The organism is Pseudomonas hormoni, from assembly GCF_018502625.1.
GTDB lineage: Bacteria > Pseudomonadota > Gammaproteobacteria > Pseudomonadales > Pseudomonadaceae > Aquipseudomonas > Aquipseudomonas hormoni.
In genome coordinates, this window is the sequence record NZ_CP075566.1 from 3911714 (window position 1) to 3929100 (window position 17387).

The window sequence follows — 17387 nt, forward strand, 5'->3', positions numbered from 1 at the left end:
GCTGGCGATCGCGGTGTGTCAGTCACAATGAGTGCTGGATGTGCCGACCAAATCGCCAGCAGGCTGGCTCCCACAGGGATGTGCGGTGGGTCAGGGAGAACTCACCACTCGGTGAGGGTTTGCGGTTGCATGGGGATTGCCTCTTCTTATGTTTATTGAGGTCGATGTGAAATCGGGGGTTGCCGCAAATCTCCCTGTCCATGGAGATCAAACTGTGGGAGCCAGCCTGCTGGCGATCGCGGTGGGTCAGTCACCATGCATGCTGGATGTGCCGACCAAATCGCCAGCAGGCTGGCTCCCACAGGGATGTGCGGTGGGTCAGGGAGAACTCACCACTCGGCAAAACTGCCATCGGCATGGCGCCAGATCGGGTTGCGCCAGCGATGCCCGACCGCCGCGCGTTCGATCACATACTCCTCGTTGATCTCGATGCCCAGGCCCGGGCCATTCGGAATCTTCACGAAGCCTTTGTCGTAATCGAACACCCGCGGATCCTTGACGTAATCCAGCAGGTCGTTGCTCTCGTTGTAGTGAATGCCCAGGCTCTGCTCCTGGATGAACGCGTTGTAGCAAACCGCGTCCAGTTGCAGGCACGCCGCGAGTGCAATCGGACCCAGCGGGCAATGCAGCGCCAACGCCACGTCGTAGGCTTCGGCCATGTTGGCGATTTTGCGGGTTTCGGTGATGCCGCCAGCGTGAGAAGCATCGGGCTGGATGATGTCGACGTAACCTTCGCTGAGCACGCGCTTGAAATCCCAGCGCGAGAACAACCGCTCGCCAAGGGCAATCGGCGTGCTGGTTAGCGGTGCCAGTTCCTTCAGCGCTTCGTAGTTTTCGCTGAGTACCGGCTCTTCGATGAACATCAGTTTGTACGGATCGAGTTCCTTCATCAGCACCTTGGCCATGGGCTTGTGCACCCGGCCATGGAAATCCACGCCGATGCCGACGTTCGGCCCGACCGCGTCACGCACGGCCGCGACGTTGGCCAGGGCCAGGTCGACTTTTTCGAAGGAGTCGAGGAATTGCAGCTCTTCGGTGCCGTTCATTTTCACCGCAGTGAAACCACGGCTGACCGCTTCTTTCGCCGCCCGCGCGGTGTCCGCCGGCCGGTCGCCGCCGATCCACGAATACACGCGGATCTTGTCCCGCACCTGACCACCCAGCAGATCGCTGACCGACACCCCCAAGGCCTTGCCCTTGATGTCCCACAGCGCCTGGTCGATACCGGCCAGCGCACTCATGTGGATCGCGCCGCCCCGGTAGAAGCCACCGCGGTACAGCACGGTCCAGATGTCTTCGATGTTGCGTGGGTCTTTGCCGATCAGGTAGTCGGACAATTCTTCAACGGCGGCGGCCACCGTGTGGGCGCGGCCTTCGACCACGGGCTCGCCCCAACCGGTCACGCCCTCGTCGGTTTCAACCTTGAGGAAGCACCAGCGCGGCGGAACGATGAAGGTGGTCAGTTTGGTGATTTTCATCTCTTCTCTCTCTTGTTAGATGCAGCGCGCTCGGCGCCAAAAAAGTCTTAACGCAGAGCGTTCCATGCAGCCACGTAGGCCTTGGCGTTCAACGCTACGTCCTCAGGCGTCATGCCCGGTTTGAACAACCCGGACCCGAGGCCGAAGCCTTTGACGCCAGCGTCGATAAACACCTGCATGTTGTCCGGTGTTATTCCGCCCACGGGCGCAAGAATGGTTCCGGCCGGCAACACCGCGAGCCAGGCCTTGACGACTGCCGGGCCCATTTGCTCGGCCGGGAACATCTTCAGCACGTCCGCACCTTCGGCCAATGCGGCGAAGGCTTCGGTCGGTGTCGCAACACCCGGCGACAGGAACAGCCCCGCCGCCTTCGCTGCGCGCAGCACTTTGGGATCGCTGTGGGGCATGACGATCACCTGCCCGCCGGCGGCTTTCACTTGTTCGACCTGTTCCGGCGTCAACACAGTGCCGGCGCCGATCAGGCAATCAGCGGGCAAGGTACTGCGCAGGATGCGGATGCTTTCGTACGGCTCGGGGGAATTGAGCGGCACTTCGATGACGCGAAATCCGGCTGCGTAAAGGACTTCTCCGATAGCCGCCGCTTCCTGCGGGCGCAGGCCACGCAGGATCGCGATCAGGCCGTTTTGCGCCAGGGCTTGCTTGAGCATGTCAGACCTCCAGTCAGGTTTAACGGGATGGATGTGGGGTGACGAGTCCGGCAGCGAGCGCCAACTGCCACAACCCGCGTTCGGTGGCGTGTTCGGCCAGCGTCACGCGAGCAAAACCGCAGGCGTCGAGGGCCCGGCTGTAGCGGGCACACAGTTGTGAGTTACCGATGAGGATGATCGACGGCAGATGAACGCTGTTGCGCCGACGCCGCTGATCAGTGGCCAGCGCCGACAACTCATGACCGATCAACAGGCCCGACAAATAGTCCGGTTGCGCGCTGGCGCTCAGCTCGCCGGTCAGCCCGAGGCTGCGGGCGCTGAACAATGTCGACAACGGACCGATCTCGCCCTCCGCCGACAGGGCCACTTGCACACCACGGTCAAACGCGTCGCCATCAAAGGATGCGCCGCGTTGCTGAGTGCGCCCCAGAATGCTGTGTTCGCTGAGCACGGCGAAGACTTCGCCGGTCATGAAGGTATCGAAATGCACGATGCAACCGTCGGCCACTTCCACCCATTTCGAATGACTGCCCGGCAGGCCGATCAACAGATCACCGTCCGCCCCGGCCGGCAGATTTTGCAGCACGCCGAGGACCTGGGTTTCTTCGCCGCGCATCACGTTCGGCAGCTGCGAACGCTGAATGACGCCCGGCACGATGTGCACATCGACGCCGCGAAGACTGCGAATGGTTTGTAGGGAAGTTCCGAGATTGGCGACGTTCGCCGGCGTGTCGCGGTAGGCCGCTTCGCGCCAACCTTGAGCGCTGCCGACCATGCCACAGGCAATCACTGGCAAGTCGGGTTGCGCGTCGAGCCAGTCGCCGCAGGCGTCATCGAAGGCCAGTTCAAAACCATCGGTGCACGCCTGGCCTTTGATGATTCGCGGTGTCCGGGGCAGCTGCATGATTCCCGATGACAGCGAACGCTGTTCAAGCACCTGGCCATCCGCGGCGAGTTTGTAAGCACGTAATGAGGTTGTCCCCCAATCGAGCGCGATCAATTGCGCCAGCATCGCTTCACCTGTTTTGTTTATTGGCAGTGAGTGAGCTGGACTATAAACCCGGATGCAGATAAATCTCAATATATAAATATCATTCCCATATATTGGGATAAAGACAAAAAAAGATCGCAGGCTTCAGCAGCGCCCAAGGGCTGCGGAAGACTGCGATCTTTAAACGACGCCAGCGTCGATCATTTGCCCTCGGCAAACTCCCGCAATATTGCTCCATCCATCCGATACCGCACCCACTCTTCCTGCGGCTGCGCACCCAACGATTTGTAAAACTCGATGGCCGGCTTGTTCCAGTCCAGCACGCTCCACTCGAAGCGCCCGCAATCGTTGGCGCAGGCGATTTTCGCCAGGTGGCGCAGCAGTGTTTTACCGGCGCCACCGCCGCGCTGTTCGGGGGTGATGTAGAGGTCTTCGAGGTAAAGGCAATTGCTGCCGAGCCAGGTGGAATAACTGAAGAAAAACACCGCAAAGCCGATCGGCAAGCCGTCCCGCAGGCAGATCAGGCCGTGGGCGGTGGCGCCTTCGCTGAACAGGCTGCGCTCGATGTCGGCAACGCTGGCGATGACTTCGTGGCGGGCACGTTCGTAATCGGCCAGTTCAGTGATGAACCCGAGGATTTGCGGTGCATCGCTGGGGGTCGCCGGGCGGATTTCGATCGTCATGGACGTGCCTTCGTCAAAAGTGGAAAACGCCATACTAAGTCGACTCGCAGTCTGTAGCGAGGGAGCTTGCTCCCGCTGGGTTGCGAAGCAACCCCAAAACAAGCGATGCGGTCTTTCAGGCTGACAGAGTCGATCTGTGACAGGGACTGCTTCGCAGTCCAGCGGGAGCAAGCTCCCTCGCCACTAAAGCTACAGGGCAATCAAGAACAAGCATTACTCCGCCCACCACTAACCCTGGAATCGAGAACCTCGGACCTAACATGGGCGCCTTGCATGATAGATAGATGAACAGCTCATTTATCGGGTCAAGGAACCGCGTCATGTCCATCGCACCGCCTCAAGTCTCCAGCAAGCTGTTCGGCCTGTTTTGTCTTGCCAGCTATTTGCTGTCGCTGTCCTACGGCTCGACGTTTTTGCTGTCGTTGTTGATCGGTTCCCGTGGCGGCAACGAACACGATGCCGGCAACGTGATATCGGCGGCGATGCTCAGCACGTTTGCAGCGGTGATTGTCTCCGGGCATTTGTCTGATCTACTGGGAACGGCGCGTTCGATTGCGCTGTTCGGCGTGCTGCTGGTGGCCGCCAGCCTGGGCTTCGCACTGACGCCGGGGTTCGGCAATCTGCTGCTGTTTTTCGGCCTGCTACTGGGGTTGGGCTGGGGCGTTTTCTACACCCTAGGGCCGATCATCGTCGCGAGCCTGGTGACGCCCGCTCAGCGCGCCAAATACTTTGCGCTGCTGTCGGGCAGCATGATGACCGGGATCGGCAGCGGCCCGTTGCTGGGCCGCGCGGCCAGTGCGCTCGGCTATCCGGTGACGGCGGCGTTTTACCTCGCGGCGCTCGCCAGCCTGATCGGCGTTGTGCTGTTCTGGCGGCTGGATGCGCAGCTGAAAAAGGCGCCCTCGCCCACCGCCACCGTCGCAAGCATTTCCTGGCGCACAACGGCTCAGGTGTTGTCGTCCAGAGCGCTGTTTCCGATCATCATGGTCGGCCTCGGCGGCTGCGTGTTCGGTGGTCTGTCGAGCTTTCAAACCAGCTACGCAGCCTCTCGCTCGCTGGATTACTCGCTGTTCTTTTTCGGCTTCATGGGCGCGGCGATCAGCAGCCGGATGTTGATTGCCGGGTTCGTGGTCAAACGCGATCCGTTCCGCGCATCCTGTCTGTTGTCGGGGCTGATGATGGGCTCGATCGTGATGTTCGGTTTCGTGGTCGATAGCGGCTTCAGCTACGTGCTGGCCGCGATGATGCTGGGCGTCGGTTACGGGCTGACGTATTCGGTGATCAACGGCCTGGCGGCGAACGAAGCGCCGAGCGGCACCACCGCGCAATCGTTGCTGTTGTTCAGCCTGTCGTACTTCATCGGCGTGTTCGGTTTTCCGTTGCTGGCCGGGAAGATCATCGTTGAACACGGGATGGCGACACTGTTGCTCACCGTGCTCGCCGTAGCGCTGTTGAACTGGTTGATCACCGTGGGTCGCCTGATCTGGCGCCGAGTGGTCAGCCATAAATCGTTACAACAGGCCTGAACCGTTCGTCGTTCATCAGGCACCAAACCAAATCGGGGGCGGACCAACATCAGGTAAGGACTCTCATTAAATGGAGACGACACCATGATCATGTCCCGACTGACCGCCCTCGTTCTCGCTACCCTGCTGTCCTCTGCTGCCTTCGCCGCGAACACCGCCTCCGGTACCGGCCCGACCGACCCGGTCGAAAAACCCAAATCCCCCGCGATCCAAAGCGCACCCGGTATCAACACCAATGGCACCGGCGTCGACAGCAGCCTGCCTCCGTCCACGGGCACCGACCCGCGGATCCAGGGAAACGACGCGGGCCGTCAAGGCGGCATGAACATGCCCGACACCCAGACACCCGATAACGCCGGCCCCGGCATCGGCTCGAAAACCACCACCGGTGGCTCGGGCTCCGAAGGCGGCGCCAGCCAATAAATCGCCCACGCGAGCTGTACCTGTCCACATCCATGAAGAGGTAACCATGAACGTCGATAAAAACCTTGAGAAAGAAGTCCTGACCCGTCTGCTGCACGCCCACCCGAGTGGGCTGGGCAAGGAGGTCCTGGACAACTACCGGGGGGAGAAAGTCGTGGCCAGCGCCCTCGCCACGTTGCAGGATCGCGGGTTGATTCAGCATGGGCATGTGACCTGCAACGAGGCCGGTGAGCACTCGTTGAATTTGCCGATCAAGCTCAGCGCGGCCGGGGTTGAGGCCGCGCGCAAGCTGGAGGTTTAAGCAAAACGAATCAGGTCGCAGTCGTGCGCGGCTGCGACCGTCGCGGGATATCCAGACCGTGGACAGTTTGAGAAAGGAAGCCACGGCGAAGAAGATTCCCGGGCGGTCCAGTATGCGCAAGCGGGAGTTGATCGAGGCGTTGCGCAAGGCTGGGTAAGGGCCAAAAAATGTGTTGAATTTGCGGGCCCTATCGCTGGCAGGCCAGCTCCCACAGGATTCGGGGTGTACACAATAACTGCGAACACCTTGATCACTGTGGGAGCTGGCCTGCCAGCGATAGGGCCAGATCAGCCGCCGAATGTCTCACTGATTAAAGCATCAACCTCGGCAGTCCCAGGCGAAGTTGCCGGCCCCCACCGAGTCACTGCGAGTGCCGCCGCCGCATTCGCCCGCCGCGCCGCCTCACCCGCCGACAACCCTTGCGCCAACCCGGCCACAAACACCCCGGCGTGCGCATCCCCCGCGCCATTGCTGTCCACTGCCTCAACCTCGAAGCCCGGCACATGCTGACGCTCGCCTCGCTGATGAATCCAGCACCCTTGCGGCCCATCGCGAACCACCATCAACACCTTCGACGGCAGATGCGCGGCCAATCGATCCAGCGCCTCGGCAATGTCCGACGCCCCGGTAAACCGCAGCGCTTCTTCGCTGTTGCTGGTCCACAGGTCAATGCGTGGCAACAACGCCTGCATCAACGGCGCATCGGGTGATTCCACCAGCGGGCCCGGGTCGAACACCACGTTGACCGTACTCGGCAACGCCAACACCCAATCCACCAACGCTTGAGCCTTGCCGACATGCAGCAGGCTGTAGCCGCTGACGTAGACATAATCGCCCGTCTCGGCCGGCACGCTCGCCAAGTCCTCGGCAGTCACTTCGCCTTCGGCACCAATGTAGGAAACGAAACTACGTTCAGCCGAAGCGTCCGTGATCGCCACGCACAATCCGGTATCGCGTTCGGCGCTGTAAGCAATGCCGATGCGAATGCCTTCAGCCTTCATCGCCTCACGCGCCAGATCACCGAAACGGCCCGTGCCATGACGGCCGAGGTAAACCACCGGCAAGCCGTTACGCTGGGCCGCGGCCATCACATTGAAGCCGCCGCCGGCTTCGAAACTGGCGGACTGCGCCAGCACGTCACCGCCCGCCTGCGGCAGTTTATCCACGGCCATGACCAGGTCGATGATGACTTGGCCGGTGTGCAGCAACTTAGGCATGAGCATTCTCGAGCGACGCGGCGCGGCGATCCTTGGCGCCACCGAGTACGAAGTAAATCCCGCCAGCGACCAGGAACGTCACGATCCAGCCGAGGCCGTTGTGACCCAGCCACGAATCCGAGAGGAATCCGCGGAACCAGACGGTTTGTTCGGTGGTGCCGATGGTGGTGAAGCTGAAACCCAGCACGATCGCCACTGCCCACGCACCGAAGGCGCGCCACTCGACGCCGCCGCGATACCAGTAGGCGCTGCTCGGACTGACGTCCAACAGGTCTTTGGGGCTGTAGTAATGACGGTGAATCAGATCAACGACAAAGATCCCGACCCACGCCGTGATTGGCACTGCCAGCAAGGAAATGAAGGTAATGAACGGGCCGTAGAAACTGTCGGCGATCAGCATGAAGTAAATCGAACCGGCGAAGATCGCCACGATGTCGACCACCACGGCGTAGACGCGCTTGACCTTGAGGCCCAGGGTCAATGTGGTCAAACCGGCGGAGTACACCGACAGGTTGTTCGACAGCAGCAAGCCGCCGAATGCGGTGATCAGGTATGGCACGGCCATCCAGGTCGGCAGCATGTCGCGGATCGCGATGATCGGGTCGGTGGCCGAGGCCAGGTCGTTGTTGCCCACCGACAGCAGGCCGCCGAGGGTGATCAGCAACACCAGCGGAATACCCGCGCCGAATGCGGCCGAGGCCACCAGACGCACAGCCTTGACGCTGCGATGCTGATAACGCGACATGTCGGCACCGGCATTCGCCCAACCGATCCCGGTGCCGGCGGCCATGGTGCCGACGCCGATGATCATTGCGCTAAGCGGTGCAGGCGCGGCGTTGAACACGGCGCTCCAGTCGATGGTGGCGCAGAGGAAACCGCCGACCAGAATGTTCAGCGCACCGAACACGTAGGTCGCCCACTTCTGAATCACCAGCAACGTCGCATGACCGAGACCGGACACCGACAAGGTCAGCAGCACGAAAATCGCGATGAAGATCAGGGTCAATACGGGCGCACTTTTGGCTTCCACCGGTGAGCCGAACAGGATCGAGCACAGTGACAACAACACGAAAGCGGCTGTGGTGGTGTTGACGGTTTCCCAACCCAGGCGCGACATCAGCGAGACCAGTGTCGGGCCGATATTGCCGCGCACCCCGAAGATCGCCCGCGACAGCGTCAGGCTCGGTGCGCGACCACGGCGACCGGCGATGGAAATGATCCCGACCACCGCGAAGGAACCGGCAGCGCCGAGGATCGCGACAATGATCGCCTGCCAGATCGCCAAGCCGCGAAACGCCACCAGCGTGGCGCCCAGCGGCAGGCCGAGGATGGAAATGTTGGCGGCGAACCAGACCCAGAACAGTTGCAGCGGATGACCGTTGCACTCCGCTTCCGGCACCGGCTCGATGCCACGGGTTTCCAATTGCCCGGCGCTTTGCCCGGCGTTCGATGAACTCATGTGAAATGCTCCTGTTGCCTTTGTTGTGGTTATGGGCAATGACGGAAGACGAAAACAACAGCCCGGCTGTCCTGGCCAAGTCAGTGCGATCCATTGCGGGTGAAAAATTCAAATAAGTGGTGCGCCTATCGCGGGCAAGTCGGATCGCCGCACCGCCGCTCCCACAGTGATCTGAGGCGTTCACAAAACCTGTGGGAGCGGCGGTGCGGCGATCCGACTTGCCCGCGATGGCGTCAGCCCATTCAACGCAAAGCTAAAAGCCCTTTTACCAAAGGCTCCAGCTCCAACGAGTTAACGGCTTTGACCTGCTCGATCATCGCAACAGGCCAACTCTCAAGCCCCAGACAGGCCCCAAGCATGGCCCCCAGAATCGCCGCGATGGTGTCAGTGTCACCGCCTAAACCTGCGGCCATGCAAACCGCTTCGAAGGCATTCATTTCACCGATGGCCACCTGTTGCGCCAGGGCAAACGAAACCACCACCGACTCCTGTGACGCCACCGAAGTGCCGATCACGTCGTACATCAAGTCCGCCAGCAACGCCTTGTCACTGTCGACGCTGATCGTCCGCGCCCAACTGATGCGCGAGGCAATGCGTCCGCCCGCGACCCAGTGGCCGTGGCTTTCCGCTTGCAGAGCGATCTGCTGGCCAAGGTTCAACGCTTCGCCCAGGTCCATGCCGTTGATGCCGGCCGACACTACCGCCGCCACCGCCGCGGCGCTGGAAATGCCCAGCGTGGTGTTGTGAGTGACCTGGCAGGCCTGGACCACGGCGTCGATGAAACGCTCGGGATCGCTGACATCCGCCGAAATCCCGACCGGCGTGATACGCATCGCCGCGCCGTTGGTGGTGCCATAACGCCCCGCTTCTTCCGGCGACTGGCCGGCGAGAATCATCTCGATCGCACGTTTGGTCGACGGGCCGAGCAAATCCTGCGAGTCCTTGGCCTGCATTGCGGCTTCCCATTCGATCAGTCGCTGGGCCAGTACCGAAGGTTCGATCTTGCCTTCGCCGTCGATCAACAACTGACCGACCAGAATCGCCTGTTCGGTGTCGTCGGTGATCGAGCCTTTGGGCATGTTGGCCGCGATAGGTTGATCCGGGCCAGCGTCTTGCAGGTCGATGATTTCACCGAAACGCGCCTTGATTTCAGCGCGGCTCAGGGATTGGGTCGGCATGCCCAGCGCATCGCCCAGGGCCAGTCCGTAAAATGCGCCCAGTGCACGATTGAGCGCGGTCATTGCGGGTTTCCAAATTGCAGGTGCAGGCGAAAGTGCACGGGATCGAGCAGGCTTTCGACTTGCTCCATGAAGCGGTTTTGCCGGTCGTAAGTGGTGCGCAAGGCTTTGAGGAACACCGTGCCTACCGGACGGCCGAGCAGCTCGGCGTCTTTGGCGCTCAAGGGTTCGGCGCCGATCCATTGATCGCCACGCTCGCCGATGTAGCCGTAGGCGGCCAGGGTAATGGTCAGGGAATTATCGATCAGGCCCACGCGCGGCAGGCTTTCCAGGCCTCCGGTGGCGGGCATCAATGAGCGTTCGAGGGAAACCAGCTTGCCGTCAGTGGAACGGCGACGCCGGTCGAGGGTGATGAACTGGTCGGTGCCGAAACGCGACAGCAGGTCAGGACGGGTCACCGCCTCCAGCCGCAGCACTTCGGTATTGATCAGCGCCCCACTGTCGGCCAGGGCCTGCGCCCAGCCGCTGCGCTGATCGAGCACCACACCGTCGAACGTGACGATGGAACCGACACCGCTCTGCGTGGCGATGTAGTTGCGCCGTTTCAATTCGGCCAGGGCTTCACGCAGCGTACCGCGGCTGACTTTGAATTCTTGAGCCAACTGATGCTCGCCCGGCAGCAGAAAGCCGTCCTCCATGAGTCCGCTTTCGATGCGCCGGATGAGTTCGTCGACCACCCGTTGTTTCTTGTCAAATCGTACCTGTCTAATCATGTACAAAGTGATAACCGAAACGGGTTGTAACAGGCAAGAAATATTTAGTGGAAGTGACGAAAGGATTGCATAACTGTGGCGAGGGAGCTTGCTCCCGCCGGGCTGCGTAGCGGCCCCAAAATTTCTGTTTCGATCAAGAATTTTGCGAGTGCTGCGCACTCGAGCGGGAGCAAGCTCCCTCGCCACAAAAACGCGGTCAGCGCTGTTTGAGGCGGTCGATGACCACTGCCAGCAACAGGATCGAACCGCGAATCACATACTGATAAAACGTATCGATGTTCTTCAGGTTCATCGCATTCTCGATGATCGCCAGAATCAACACCCCGGCAATCACATGCCGGATCATGCCGATCCCGCCACTCAGCGACACCCCGCCGAGCACGCAAGCCGAGATCACCGTCAGTTCAAAACCCTGGCCGATCATCGGCTGCCCCGAGGTCATCCGCGAAGCCAGGATCACCCCGGCCAACGCCCCGATCACACCGTGCACGGCGAAGATGATGATCTTGGTCCGGTCAACGTTGACCCCGGCCAGCAGCGCCGCTTCCTGGTTGCCACCGATGGCCATGGTGTTGCGCCCGTAGGTGGTGTAATTCAGCAGCCAGCCGAAAAACAGGAAGCAGACGATGGTGATCAGAATCGGCACCGGCACACCAAACAACTGGCCGTTACCGAAGACGAAGAACGACTCCTGCGACACGCCCACCGCTTTGCCATTGGCAAAGATGTAAGCCAGACCGCGAACGATCTGCATGGTCGCCAGCGTGGTGATCAACGCATTGACCCGCAGCTTGGCAATCACGATCCCGTTGATCAGCCCGACGATCAGCCCCATGAACAGCGCCGCAGCGACACCCAGGAACACACTGTCGGTGTCGCGCATCACCACCGCCGCGACCACGCCGGCGCAGGCAATCACCGAGCCCACCGACAAGTCGAAATGCCCCGACGCCAGGCAATACAACATGGTGCACGCCGCTATCCCGGTGGTCGAAATAGCCAGGCCCAGGCCGCGCATGTTCAGCGGCGAAAGGAAGTTGTCGATCAGCAAGGTGCAGAGCACGAAGATCCCGACGGCGGCCAGCAGCATCACCCAGTCATCGAGAAAGCGCCGCAGGTCGAGCGGTTTGCGCTGGGTGGGCAGAGCGTTGTTTTGGGTTGTCATCATTGTCACCTCTCAGTTCGCCACGCCGTCAGCGCGTTGGCGCGGCAAAGCCAGTTGCAGCAGGTTGGATTCGTTGGCCTCGTCACGGGACAGTTCGCCGCGCATCGCCCCTTCGCAGAGCACCAGGATGCGGTCGGAAATACCCATGACTTCCATCAGGTCGCTGGACACCACGATCACCGCGATACCGCTTTCAGCGAGGTTATGGATGATCTGGTAGATCTCGGCTTTCGCACCGATGTCGATGCCGCGAGTCGGTTCGTCGAGCAGCAGGACTTTCATCGGCATCGACAGCCAGCGACCAAGAATGGCCTTCTGCTGATTGCCGCCGGACAGGTACATGATTTTCTGCGCCGCGTTGGGCGTCTTCACTTTCAGTGCCTTGATCTGCTTGTCGGCGTTGCCCTTCTCCCACAGGCCACGCAACAGGCAACCGAAGGTGGAATGGGCGCCGCGTGCGCTGATGTTGATGTTCTCGGCGACGCTGGAGAGCGGCATGATGCCCTCCTTCTTGCGGTCTTCGGGGCACAGCAGAATCCCCGCCGCAATCGCATCCCGGGGGGAGCGCAGTTTCAGTTCATGCCCGCGCAATTCCAGGCGCCCGGCGGTGTTGCGCTCAAGGCCGCTGAGCATGCGGAACAACTCGGTACGACCGGCACCGACCAAGCCGAACAACCCCAGAATCTCGCCTTTGTGCGCATCGAAGCTCACCGGCTCACGCAAGCCCGGCCCGAGCAGACCGTCGACCCTCAATGCTACCGCGCCACGCTTGCGCGGACGGTAATCGTAAATATCCTGAATGTCGCGCCCGACCATGCACGTGACCAACTGATCGTGGGTCAGCTCGCTCATGTCCTCGAAGGTGCGCACGAAACGGCCGTCCTTGAACACCGTCACCGCGTTGCAGATGCGGAACACTTCTTCCATGCGATGGGAGACGTAGAGCACCACTTTGCCCTCGTCGCGCAGGCGTCCGATGATCGTCATCAAGCGATCGATCTCCCGCGCCGAGAGGCTGCTGGTCGGTTCGTCGAAGGCGATCACATGCGCGCCACGGGACAACGCCTTGGCGATTTCCACCAGTTGCCGTTGCCCCAGGGACAGGCGCCCGACTTTCTCCTGCGGATCGATTTCATCGGCCAGGCCTTTGAGGCAGGCCAACGCTTGCTGACGCAGTGCGCCGCGATTGATCAGGCCGAAACTGGCGGGCAGATGACCGAGGAACAGGTTTTCCGCCACGGTCATTTCCGGGATCAGGTGCAGCTCCTGATGGATCACCGCCACCTTGTTGCCGATGCTGTCGGCGGTGGATTTGAAGACCATCGTTCGCTCGCCGATCTGCAGGTCGCCACTGCTCGGTGTGTAAGCGCCACCGAGGATTTTCAGCAGCGTCGATTTGCCGGCCCCGTTCTCGCCCATCAAGGCGTGCACCTGGCCCGGATGGGCGACGAAGCTGATGCCGTCCAGCGCCTTCACCCCGGGAAAGGTCTTGCCGATCCCGTTGAAGCGCAGGCTGCCGCCGGCGCTGTCGTATTGTGTCTGTACTTGCGCGTGCATAAGCCACCTCATCAACAGATCAGGCGGCCCCGTCGCCAGGGCCGCCGATGAAATCAACCGCGCCTCAGTTCCAGAGGCCGATCTTTTCCAGTTCCTGCTTGAAGTTGTCGCGCGTGATCAGGGTCACGTCGTCCATAGCGGTGTATTTCGCCGGTTCTTTGCCGGTGGTGACCCACTCGTACATCATGCTGGCGGTGTTGTAGCCCTCGATGTGCGGGCTCGGCAGCATCGAACCGAAGAAGCCGCTGTTGGGTTTCTTCAGTTCGCCAATGGCATCGGTGCCGTTGATGCCGATGCCGATCACGTTGGTCGCGGCAAAACCGGCGCTCTCGGTGGCGCGAACGCCGCCCAGCACGGTGTTGTCGTTCATGCCGCCGATGATCAGGTTTTTCGCCGCGCTCGGCAGTTTCACCAGCGCCGAGTTGGTGGCGTCCATGCTGCCCGGCACGTCGAGGGTTTTCAGCGCCGAGAACAGGATGTGGTCTTTCGGCATGCCGGCGTCTTCCAGCGCTTTGACCGAACCGTCGGTGCGCTTCTTGCCGGTGTCGAGTTCGTTGTAGGTGTTGATGACCGCGTAGGTGTCTTTCCACTCCCAGCCGCGTTTTTTCGCTTCCGTGGCCATCGCCGCGCCCTGCTTCTGGCCGACTTCAAACGCAGCCATGCCCAGGTACGGAACGTCTTCCATGAACTTGCCGCCGGCATCGACAAAGCGGTCATCCACGGCAATCACTTTCAAACCGTTGAGCTTGGCTTTGGCCATGATCGCCGGGCCGAGGGACACGTCCGGCGGGCAGATCACGAAGCCCTTGGCGCCGTTGGCGGCCAGGCTGTCGATGGCGGAAAGGGTCTTCTCGCCGTCCGGTACGGCGATCTTGATGACTTTGAAACCTTTCTCTTTGCCGGCCTTTTCGGCGAAGGCCCATTCTGTCTGGAACCAGGGCTCTTCCGCCTGCTTGACCAGAAAACCGATCTTCACTTCCTCGGCCGCCAGCAGCGTACTGCTCAGGCTGACCGCGGTGACCGCCAAAGCGGCACAGCACAGGGAACGGATCCCACGACGACGATTCATAAGCTGACTCCTTGTTATTTTTTTTGAGCGTTATTTTGAAAGCCGGTGCAGCAAATAGTCATATCGTATGATGATTGGATTTCAGACGGAGTTCCGCGCCTGAAAGCCGGTTATTCAGTCGTGATACATCACCGAGCGACCACCATCGATGGTGATGCACGATGCGTTGATGAATGGCGCTTCGTCGCTGGCGAGGAAAACGGCGGTCATCGCCACTTCAATCGGCTGGCCGATGCGCCGCGGTGGATGCAGATCGAAAGCCCGCTGGCGTTCAGCGTGCGGGTCGGCAAAACCGTTCCAGTAATCGACGTTCAGTTGGGTTTCGATGTAGCCCGGTGCGATGGCGTTGACGCGAATGCCCTTCGGCGCATATTCGATGCCCAGCGCGCGGGTCAGGCCCAGCAGACCGTGCTTGGCCACCGGGTACGGGAAGCAGCCCGGAATGATGTGAGTGGAATGGGTCGAGGCGATGTTGATGATGCTGCCGACGCCCTGCTCGATCATTTGCGGCAGCACCGCTTTACAGCCGAACCAGGCGCCGTCGAGGTCAATGGCGAAGCAGCGACGCCAGTCTTCTTCGGTCATTTCCAGCGGATCGCGGAATACATTGACCCCGGCGCAGTTGACCAGCACGTCGATGCGGCCGTGCAACTCGACTGCCAGTCTGGCCATGGCGTGCAGGTCTTGCTGGCTGGACACGTCAGCCTTTATCGCCTGAACATCAAAACCCTTGTCTCGCCAATGCGCCGCGACTTTTTCGACTTTCTCGCCCTGGATATCGCTGATGATCAGCCTGGCCTGCTGGGAGGCGAAGGTCGCAACAATCGCCTCGCCGATGCCCTGAGCGGCGCCGGTCAGCAACACGACCTTGTTTTTAAGGCGTTCACCCTTCGGTGGCTCGGGCACCGGTGGCAGGGAAAGAGGCTCACCCATGACTCAAAACTCCCTTTCGCGGGCACGACAAAAACCGGGCATCTGTCGATGTCCGGCCAAAAAGCTTTTTGGAAAATCGCTGCATCACTTCACCTGTTTTGTTTTTTTAAGTGTGAGTGCGTGTAACTGATGGGGCCGACTATAAACCCGACCGCCAAATAATCTCAATATATAATTTTACATCCCATATTTTGGGATTTATCCGGCAAACCTCGTACAGGGTTTTCCGGGCACATCGACCCGAAGGGACAACACCGCCCCGTCCAGCGGATGGTTGAGCGGGCTCGCGGCGCTGGTGATGTAGAGGGTTTTCAGGTCTGCGCCGCCGAACACGCAACTGGTGGGACGGCTGACCGGCAGTTCGATCACGCGATCGAAATGACCGTCCGGCGTCAACCTGAGCAGGCAACTACCGTCCCAGCGTGCGTTCCAGAAATACCCCTCGGCATCCATTGCTGAGCCATCAGGGCCGCCACGTTCATGGGGGCCGAACCAGACTAGCGCGGGATCGAGGCCGCCGTCGGTGCGGATGAAATGCTGGTAGAGCGTGCCATCCAGGCTGTCGGCGAAATAAAGCGTGGTGGCGTCGTCACTCCACAGCAACGTGTTGGGAATGCCCAATCCGCGAAGCAGCGGCGTGACCCGGGCATCACGGTCGATACGAAACAAGCCGCCGGAACGCCGCACGATGGGCAGGTCTTCGCCGTTTTCACCGATGTTGTTCTGCATGGTGCCGAGCCAGAGCCGGCCCTGCACATCGCAACGGGCTTCGTTGGCGCGATTGCCGGGTTGCGGGTCGGCGACGCAGAGCAACGTCAGTCGCGGCTCAAGGCCCGGTGAATCGAGATCGAGCCGGTACACGCCGCTGCTCAATGTCACCAGCGCATCGCCGCTTTCGCAGGGAATGAAGGCAGACACGTGCTCGGGCATCTGCCAGATCTGCACGTTGGCGCCGATCAGGCGCAGTGCCTGTTTGCCGGCGATATCCACCCAGTACAGCGCCTGGGTCGGCGCATCCCAGAACGGGCCTTCGCCGAGGTGTGCACGGTGCTGGGTAACTGCGGTCCACTCCATGAAACCTCCTGCTTTTTTGCTTTATGTGGGAGCGAGCCTGCTCGCGATAGCGGTGGGTCCGGCGACATCTATTTGGATGCAACTCAGCCATCGCGAGCAGGCTCGCTCCCACAAGGGTTCTTTTTGTTTAGCCGGCTTTTTTGTCGGCCATGACTTTTGGGTAGAAGCGTTTGATGGCCAGGTCCGCGTTGTCGATCAGGGTCATGCAGGCCCATACACCGCGCGCGGCATCGCGAGCGGCGATGGCCTCAGCCATGTCTTTGTGAATCGGTAATGTGCGGCGCAGCTCGTCAGGGTCGGCAGCGGAGACTTCGAAAGACACCGCCAGCAACGCGCCAAGGGCCGGGACCATTTGTTCGATGAATTGATTGTGGCTGGCCGCCAGAATGCACTCGTGAAAGAACTGGTCGGCGCGGTTGTAATCGACGCCGCTGTCTACCGCTCGCTCCAGTGCGTTGTAAGCCTGAAGCACTGCTTGCACCTGTTCGACGGTCGCTCGCTCGCAGGCCCAGCGCACGGCCATCGGTTCGATGGTGCGACGCAGGTCGAGCAGGTCGTCGACGAAATTTTCCGGCAAGCCACTGCGTGAAAGCCAGCCGACGACTTGCGGATCGAAGAGGTTCCAGCGCCGCACCGGCAACACCCGCGTGCCAACCTTGGGCCCGACTTCGAGCATGCCTTTGGCGACCAGGGTTTTGATGGCTTCGCGGATGACCGTGCGACTGACGCCGAGTTGCTCGCCCAGATCGGCTTCAACCTTGAGGGTTTCCCCCGGTTTCACCTGGCCCGCGGCAATCCAGCAACCCAGCCAATCGACCGTCGATGCGTGAAAACTGCTGGACATGGGCACCTCGAGACAGGGACGGCACAAAGCCGTTCGCGATGGTTGCCC

At 61.0% G+C, this 17387-nt stretch carries 17 protein-coding genes and 1 pseudogene; 4 read left to right on the top strand and 14 right to left on the bottom strand.

Annotation, left to right across the window (positions count from 1 at the left end):
* Positions 1-329: 329 nt before the first annotated feature.
* From dgoD to KJF94_RS18145, 4 genes are all read right to left on the bottom strand, one after another.
* A complete protein-coding gene (gene dgoD, locus KJF94_RS18130; RefSeq protein WP_007903915.1) occupies positions 330-1478 on the bottom strand; it encodes a galactonate dehydratase in 1149 nt (382 codons plus the stop codon).
* 47 nt (positions 1479-1525) lie between these two features.
* Positions 1526-2146 (bottom strand): 2-dehydro-3-deoxy-6-phosphogalactonate aldolase, encoded by a 621-nt coding sequence (locus KJF94_RS18135; RefSeq protein WP_214377624.1) that lies wholly within the window; start codon positions 2144-2146, stop codon positions 1526-1528.
* 19 nt (positions 2147-2165) lie between these two features.
* Complete coding sequence (locus KJF94_RS18140; RefSeq protein WP_214377625.1) at positions 2166-3158, bottom strand: 2-dehydro-3-deoxygalactonokinase; 993 nt, start codon at positions 3156-3158, stop codon at positions 2166-2168.
* Positions 3159-3337: 179 nt separating this feature from the next.
* Positions 3338-3820, bottom strand: coding sequence for a GNAT family N-acetyltransferase (locus KJF94_RS18145; protein WP_214377626.1), 483 nt, complete (start codon positions 3818-3820; stop codon positions 3338-3340).
* A gap of 320 nt (positions 3821-4140) precedes the next feature.
* Here KJF94_RS18145 and KJF94_RS18150 point away from each other — a divergent pair, with 320 nt between their 5' ends.
* The 4 genes and pseudogenes from KJF94_RS18150 to KJF94_RS18165 form a co-directional block, all read left to right on the top strand.
* Positions 4141-5346 carry an MFS transporter gene (locus KJF94_RS18150; protein WP_214377627.1) on the top strand — a complete coding sequence of 402 codons (1206 nt, stop codon included), beginning with the start codon at positions 4141-4143 and terminating at the stop codon, positions 5344-5346.
* Positions 5347-5430: 84 nt separating this feature from the next.
* Positions 5431-5769 carry a hypothetical protein gene (locus KJF94_RS18155; RefSeq protein WP_214377628.1) on the top strand — a complete coding sequence of 113 codons (339 nt, stop codon included), beginning with the start codon at positions 5431-5433 and terminating at the stop codon, positions 5767-5769.
* Positions 5770-5815: 46 nt separating this feature from the next.
* A complete protein-coding gene (locus KJF94_RS18160) occupies positions 5816-6070 on the top strand; it encodes a hypothetical protein (RefSeq protein WP_214377629.1) in 255 nt (84 codons plus the stop codon).
* Positions 6071-6107: 37 nt separating this feature from the next.
* A pseudogene (locus tag KJF94_RS18165) lies at positions 6108-6227 on the top strand (Rho termination factor N-terminal domain-containing protein); the annotation flags it as partial.
* 130 nt (positions 6228-6357) lie between these two features.
* Here the strand turns inward: KJF94_RS18165 and KJF94_RS18170 are convergent.
* From KJF94_RS18170 to KJF94_RS18215, 10 genes are all read right to left on the bottom strand, one after another.
* Positions 6358-7287 (bottom strand): PfkB family carbohydrate kinase, encoded by a 930-nt coding sequence (locus KJF94_RS18170; RefSeq protein ID WP_214377630.1) that lies wholly within the window; start codon positions 7285-7287, stop codon positions 6358-6360.
* Entirely contained in the window at positions 7280-8746 is a 1467-nt protein-coding gene (locus KJF94_RS18175; RefSeq protein WP_214377631.1) for a purine-cytosine permease family protein, read from the bottom strand. Before KJF94_RS18175 ends, KJF94_RS18170 begins: the two co-directional genes overlap by 8 nt.
* Positions 8747-8988: 242 nt before the next feature.
* Positions 8989-9987 carry an ADP-ribosylglycohydrolase family protein gene (locus KJF94_RS18180; protein WP_214377632.1) on the bottom strand — a complete coding sequence of 333 codons (999 nt, stop codon included), beginning with the start codon at positions 9985-9987 and terminating at the stop codon, positions 8989-8991.
* A complete protein-coding gene (locus KJF94_RS18185) occupies positions 9984-10697 on the bottom strand; it encodes a GntR family transcriptional regulator (protein ID WP_214377633.1) in 714 nt (237 codons plus the stop codon). Before KJF94_RS18185 ends, KJF94_RS18180 begins: the two co-directional genes overlap by 4 nt.
* Positions 10698-10893: 196 nt before the next feature.
* A complete protein-coding gene (araH, locus tag KJF94_RS18190; protein WP_150636025.1) occupies positions 10894-11862 on the bottom strand; it encodes an L-arabinose ABC transporter permease AraH in 969 nt (322 codons plus the stop codon).
* A 12-nt stretch (positions 11863-11874) separates the two neighbouring features.
* Complete coding sequence (gene araG / locus KJF94_RS18195) at positions 11875-13419, bottom strand: L-arabinose ABC transporter ATP-binding protein AraG (RefSeq protein WP_214377634.1); 1545 nt, start codon at positions 13417-13419, stop codon at positions 11875-11877.
* Between the two features lie 64 nt (positions 13420-13483).
* Complete coding sequence (locus KJF94_RS18200) at positions 13484-14488, bottom strand: substrate-binding domain-containing protein (protein WP_214377635.1); 1005 nt, start codon at positions 14486-14488, stop codon at positions 13484-13486.
* Positions 14489-14602: 114 nt separating this feature from the next.
* A complete protein-coding gene (locus KJF94_RS18205) occupies positions 14603-15421 on the bottom strand; it encodes an SDR family oxidoreductase (RefSeq protein ID WP_214377636.1) in 819 nt (272 codons plus the stop codon).
* Positions 15422-15619: 198 nt separating this feature from the next.
* Complete coding sequence (locus KJF94_RS18210) at positions 15620-16495, bottom strand: SMP-30/gluconolactonase/LRE family protein (RefSeq protein ID WP_214377637.1); 876 nt, start codon at positions 16493-16495, stop codon at positions 15620-15622.
* Positions 16496-16622: 127 nt separating this feature from the next.
* On the bottom strand, positions 16623-17339 hold the full coding sequence (locus KJF94_RS18215; protein WP_214377638.1) for a FadR/GntR family transcriptional regulator: 717 nt from the start codon (positions 17337-17339) through the stop codon (positions 16623-16625).
* Between the last annotated feature and the right edge of the window lie 48 nt (positions 17340-17387).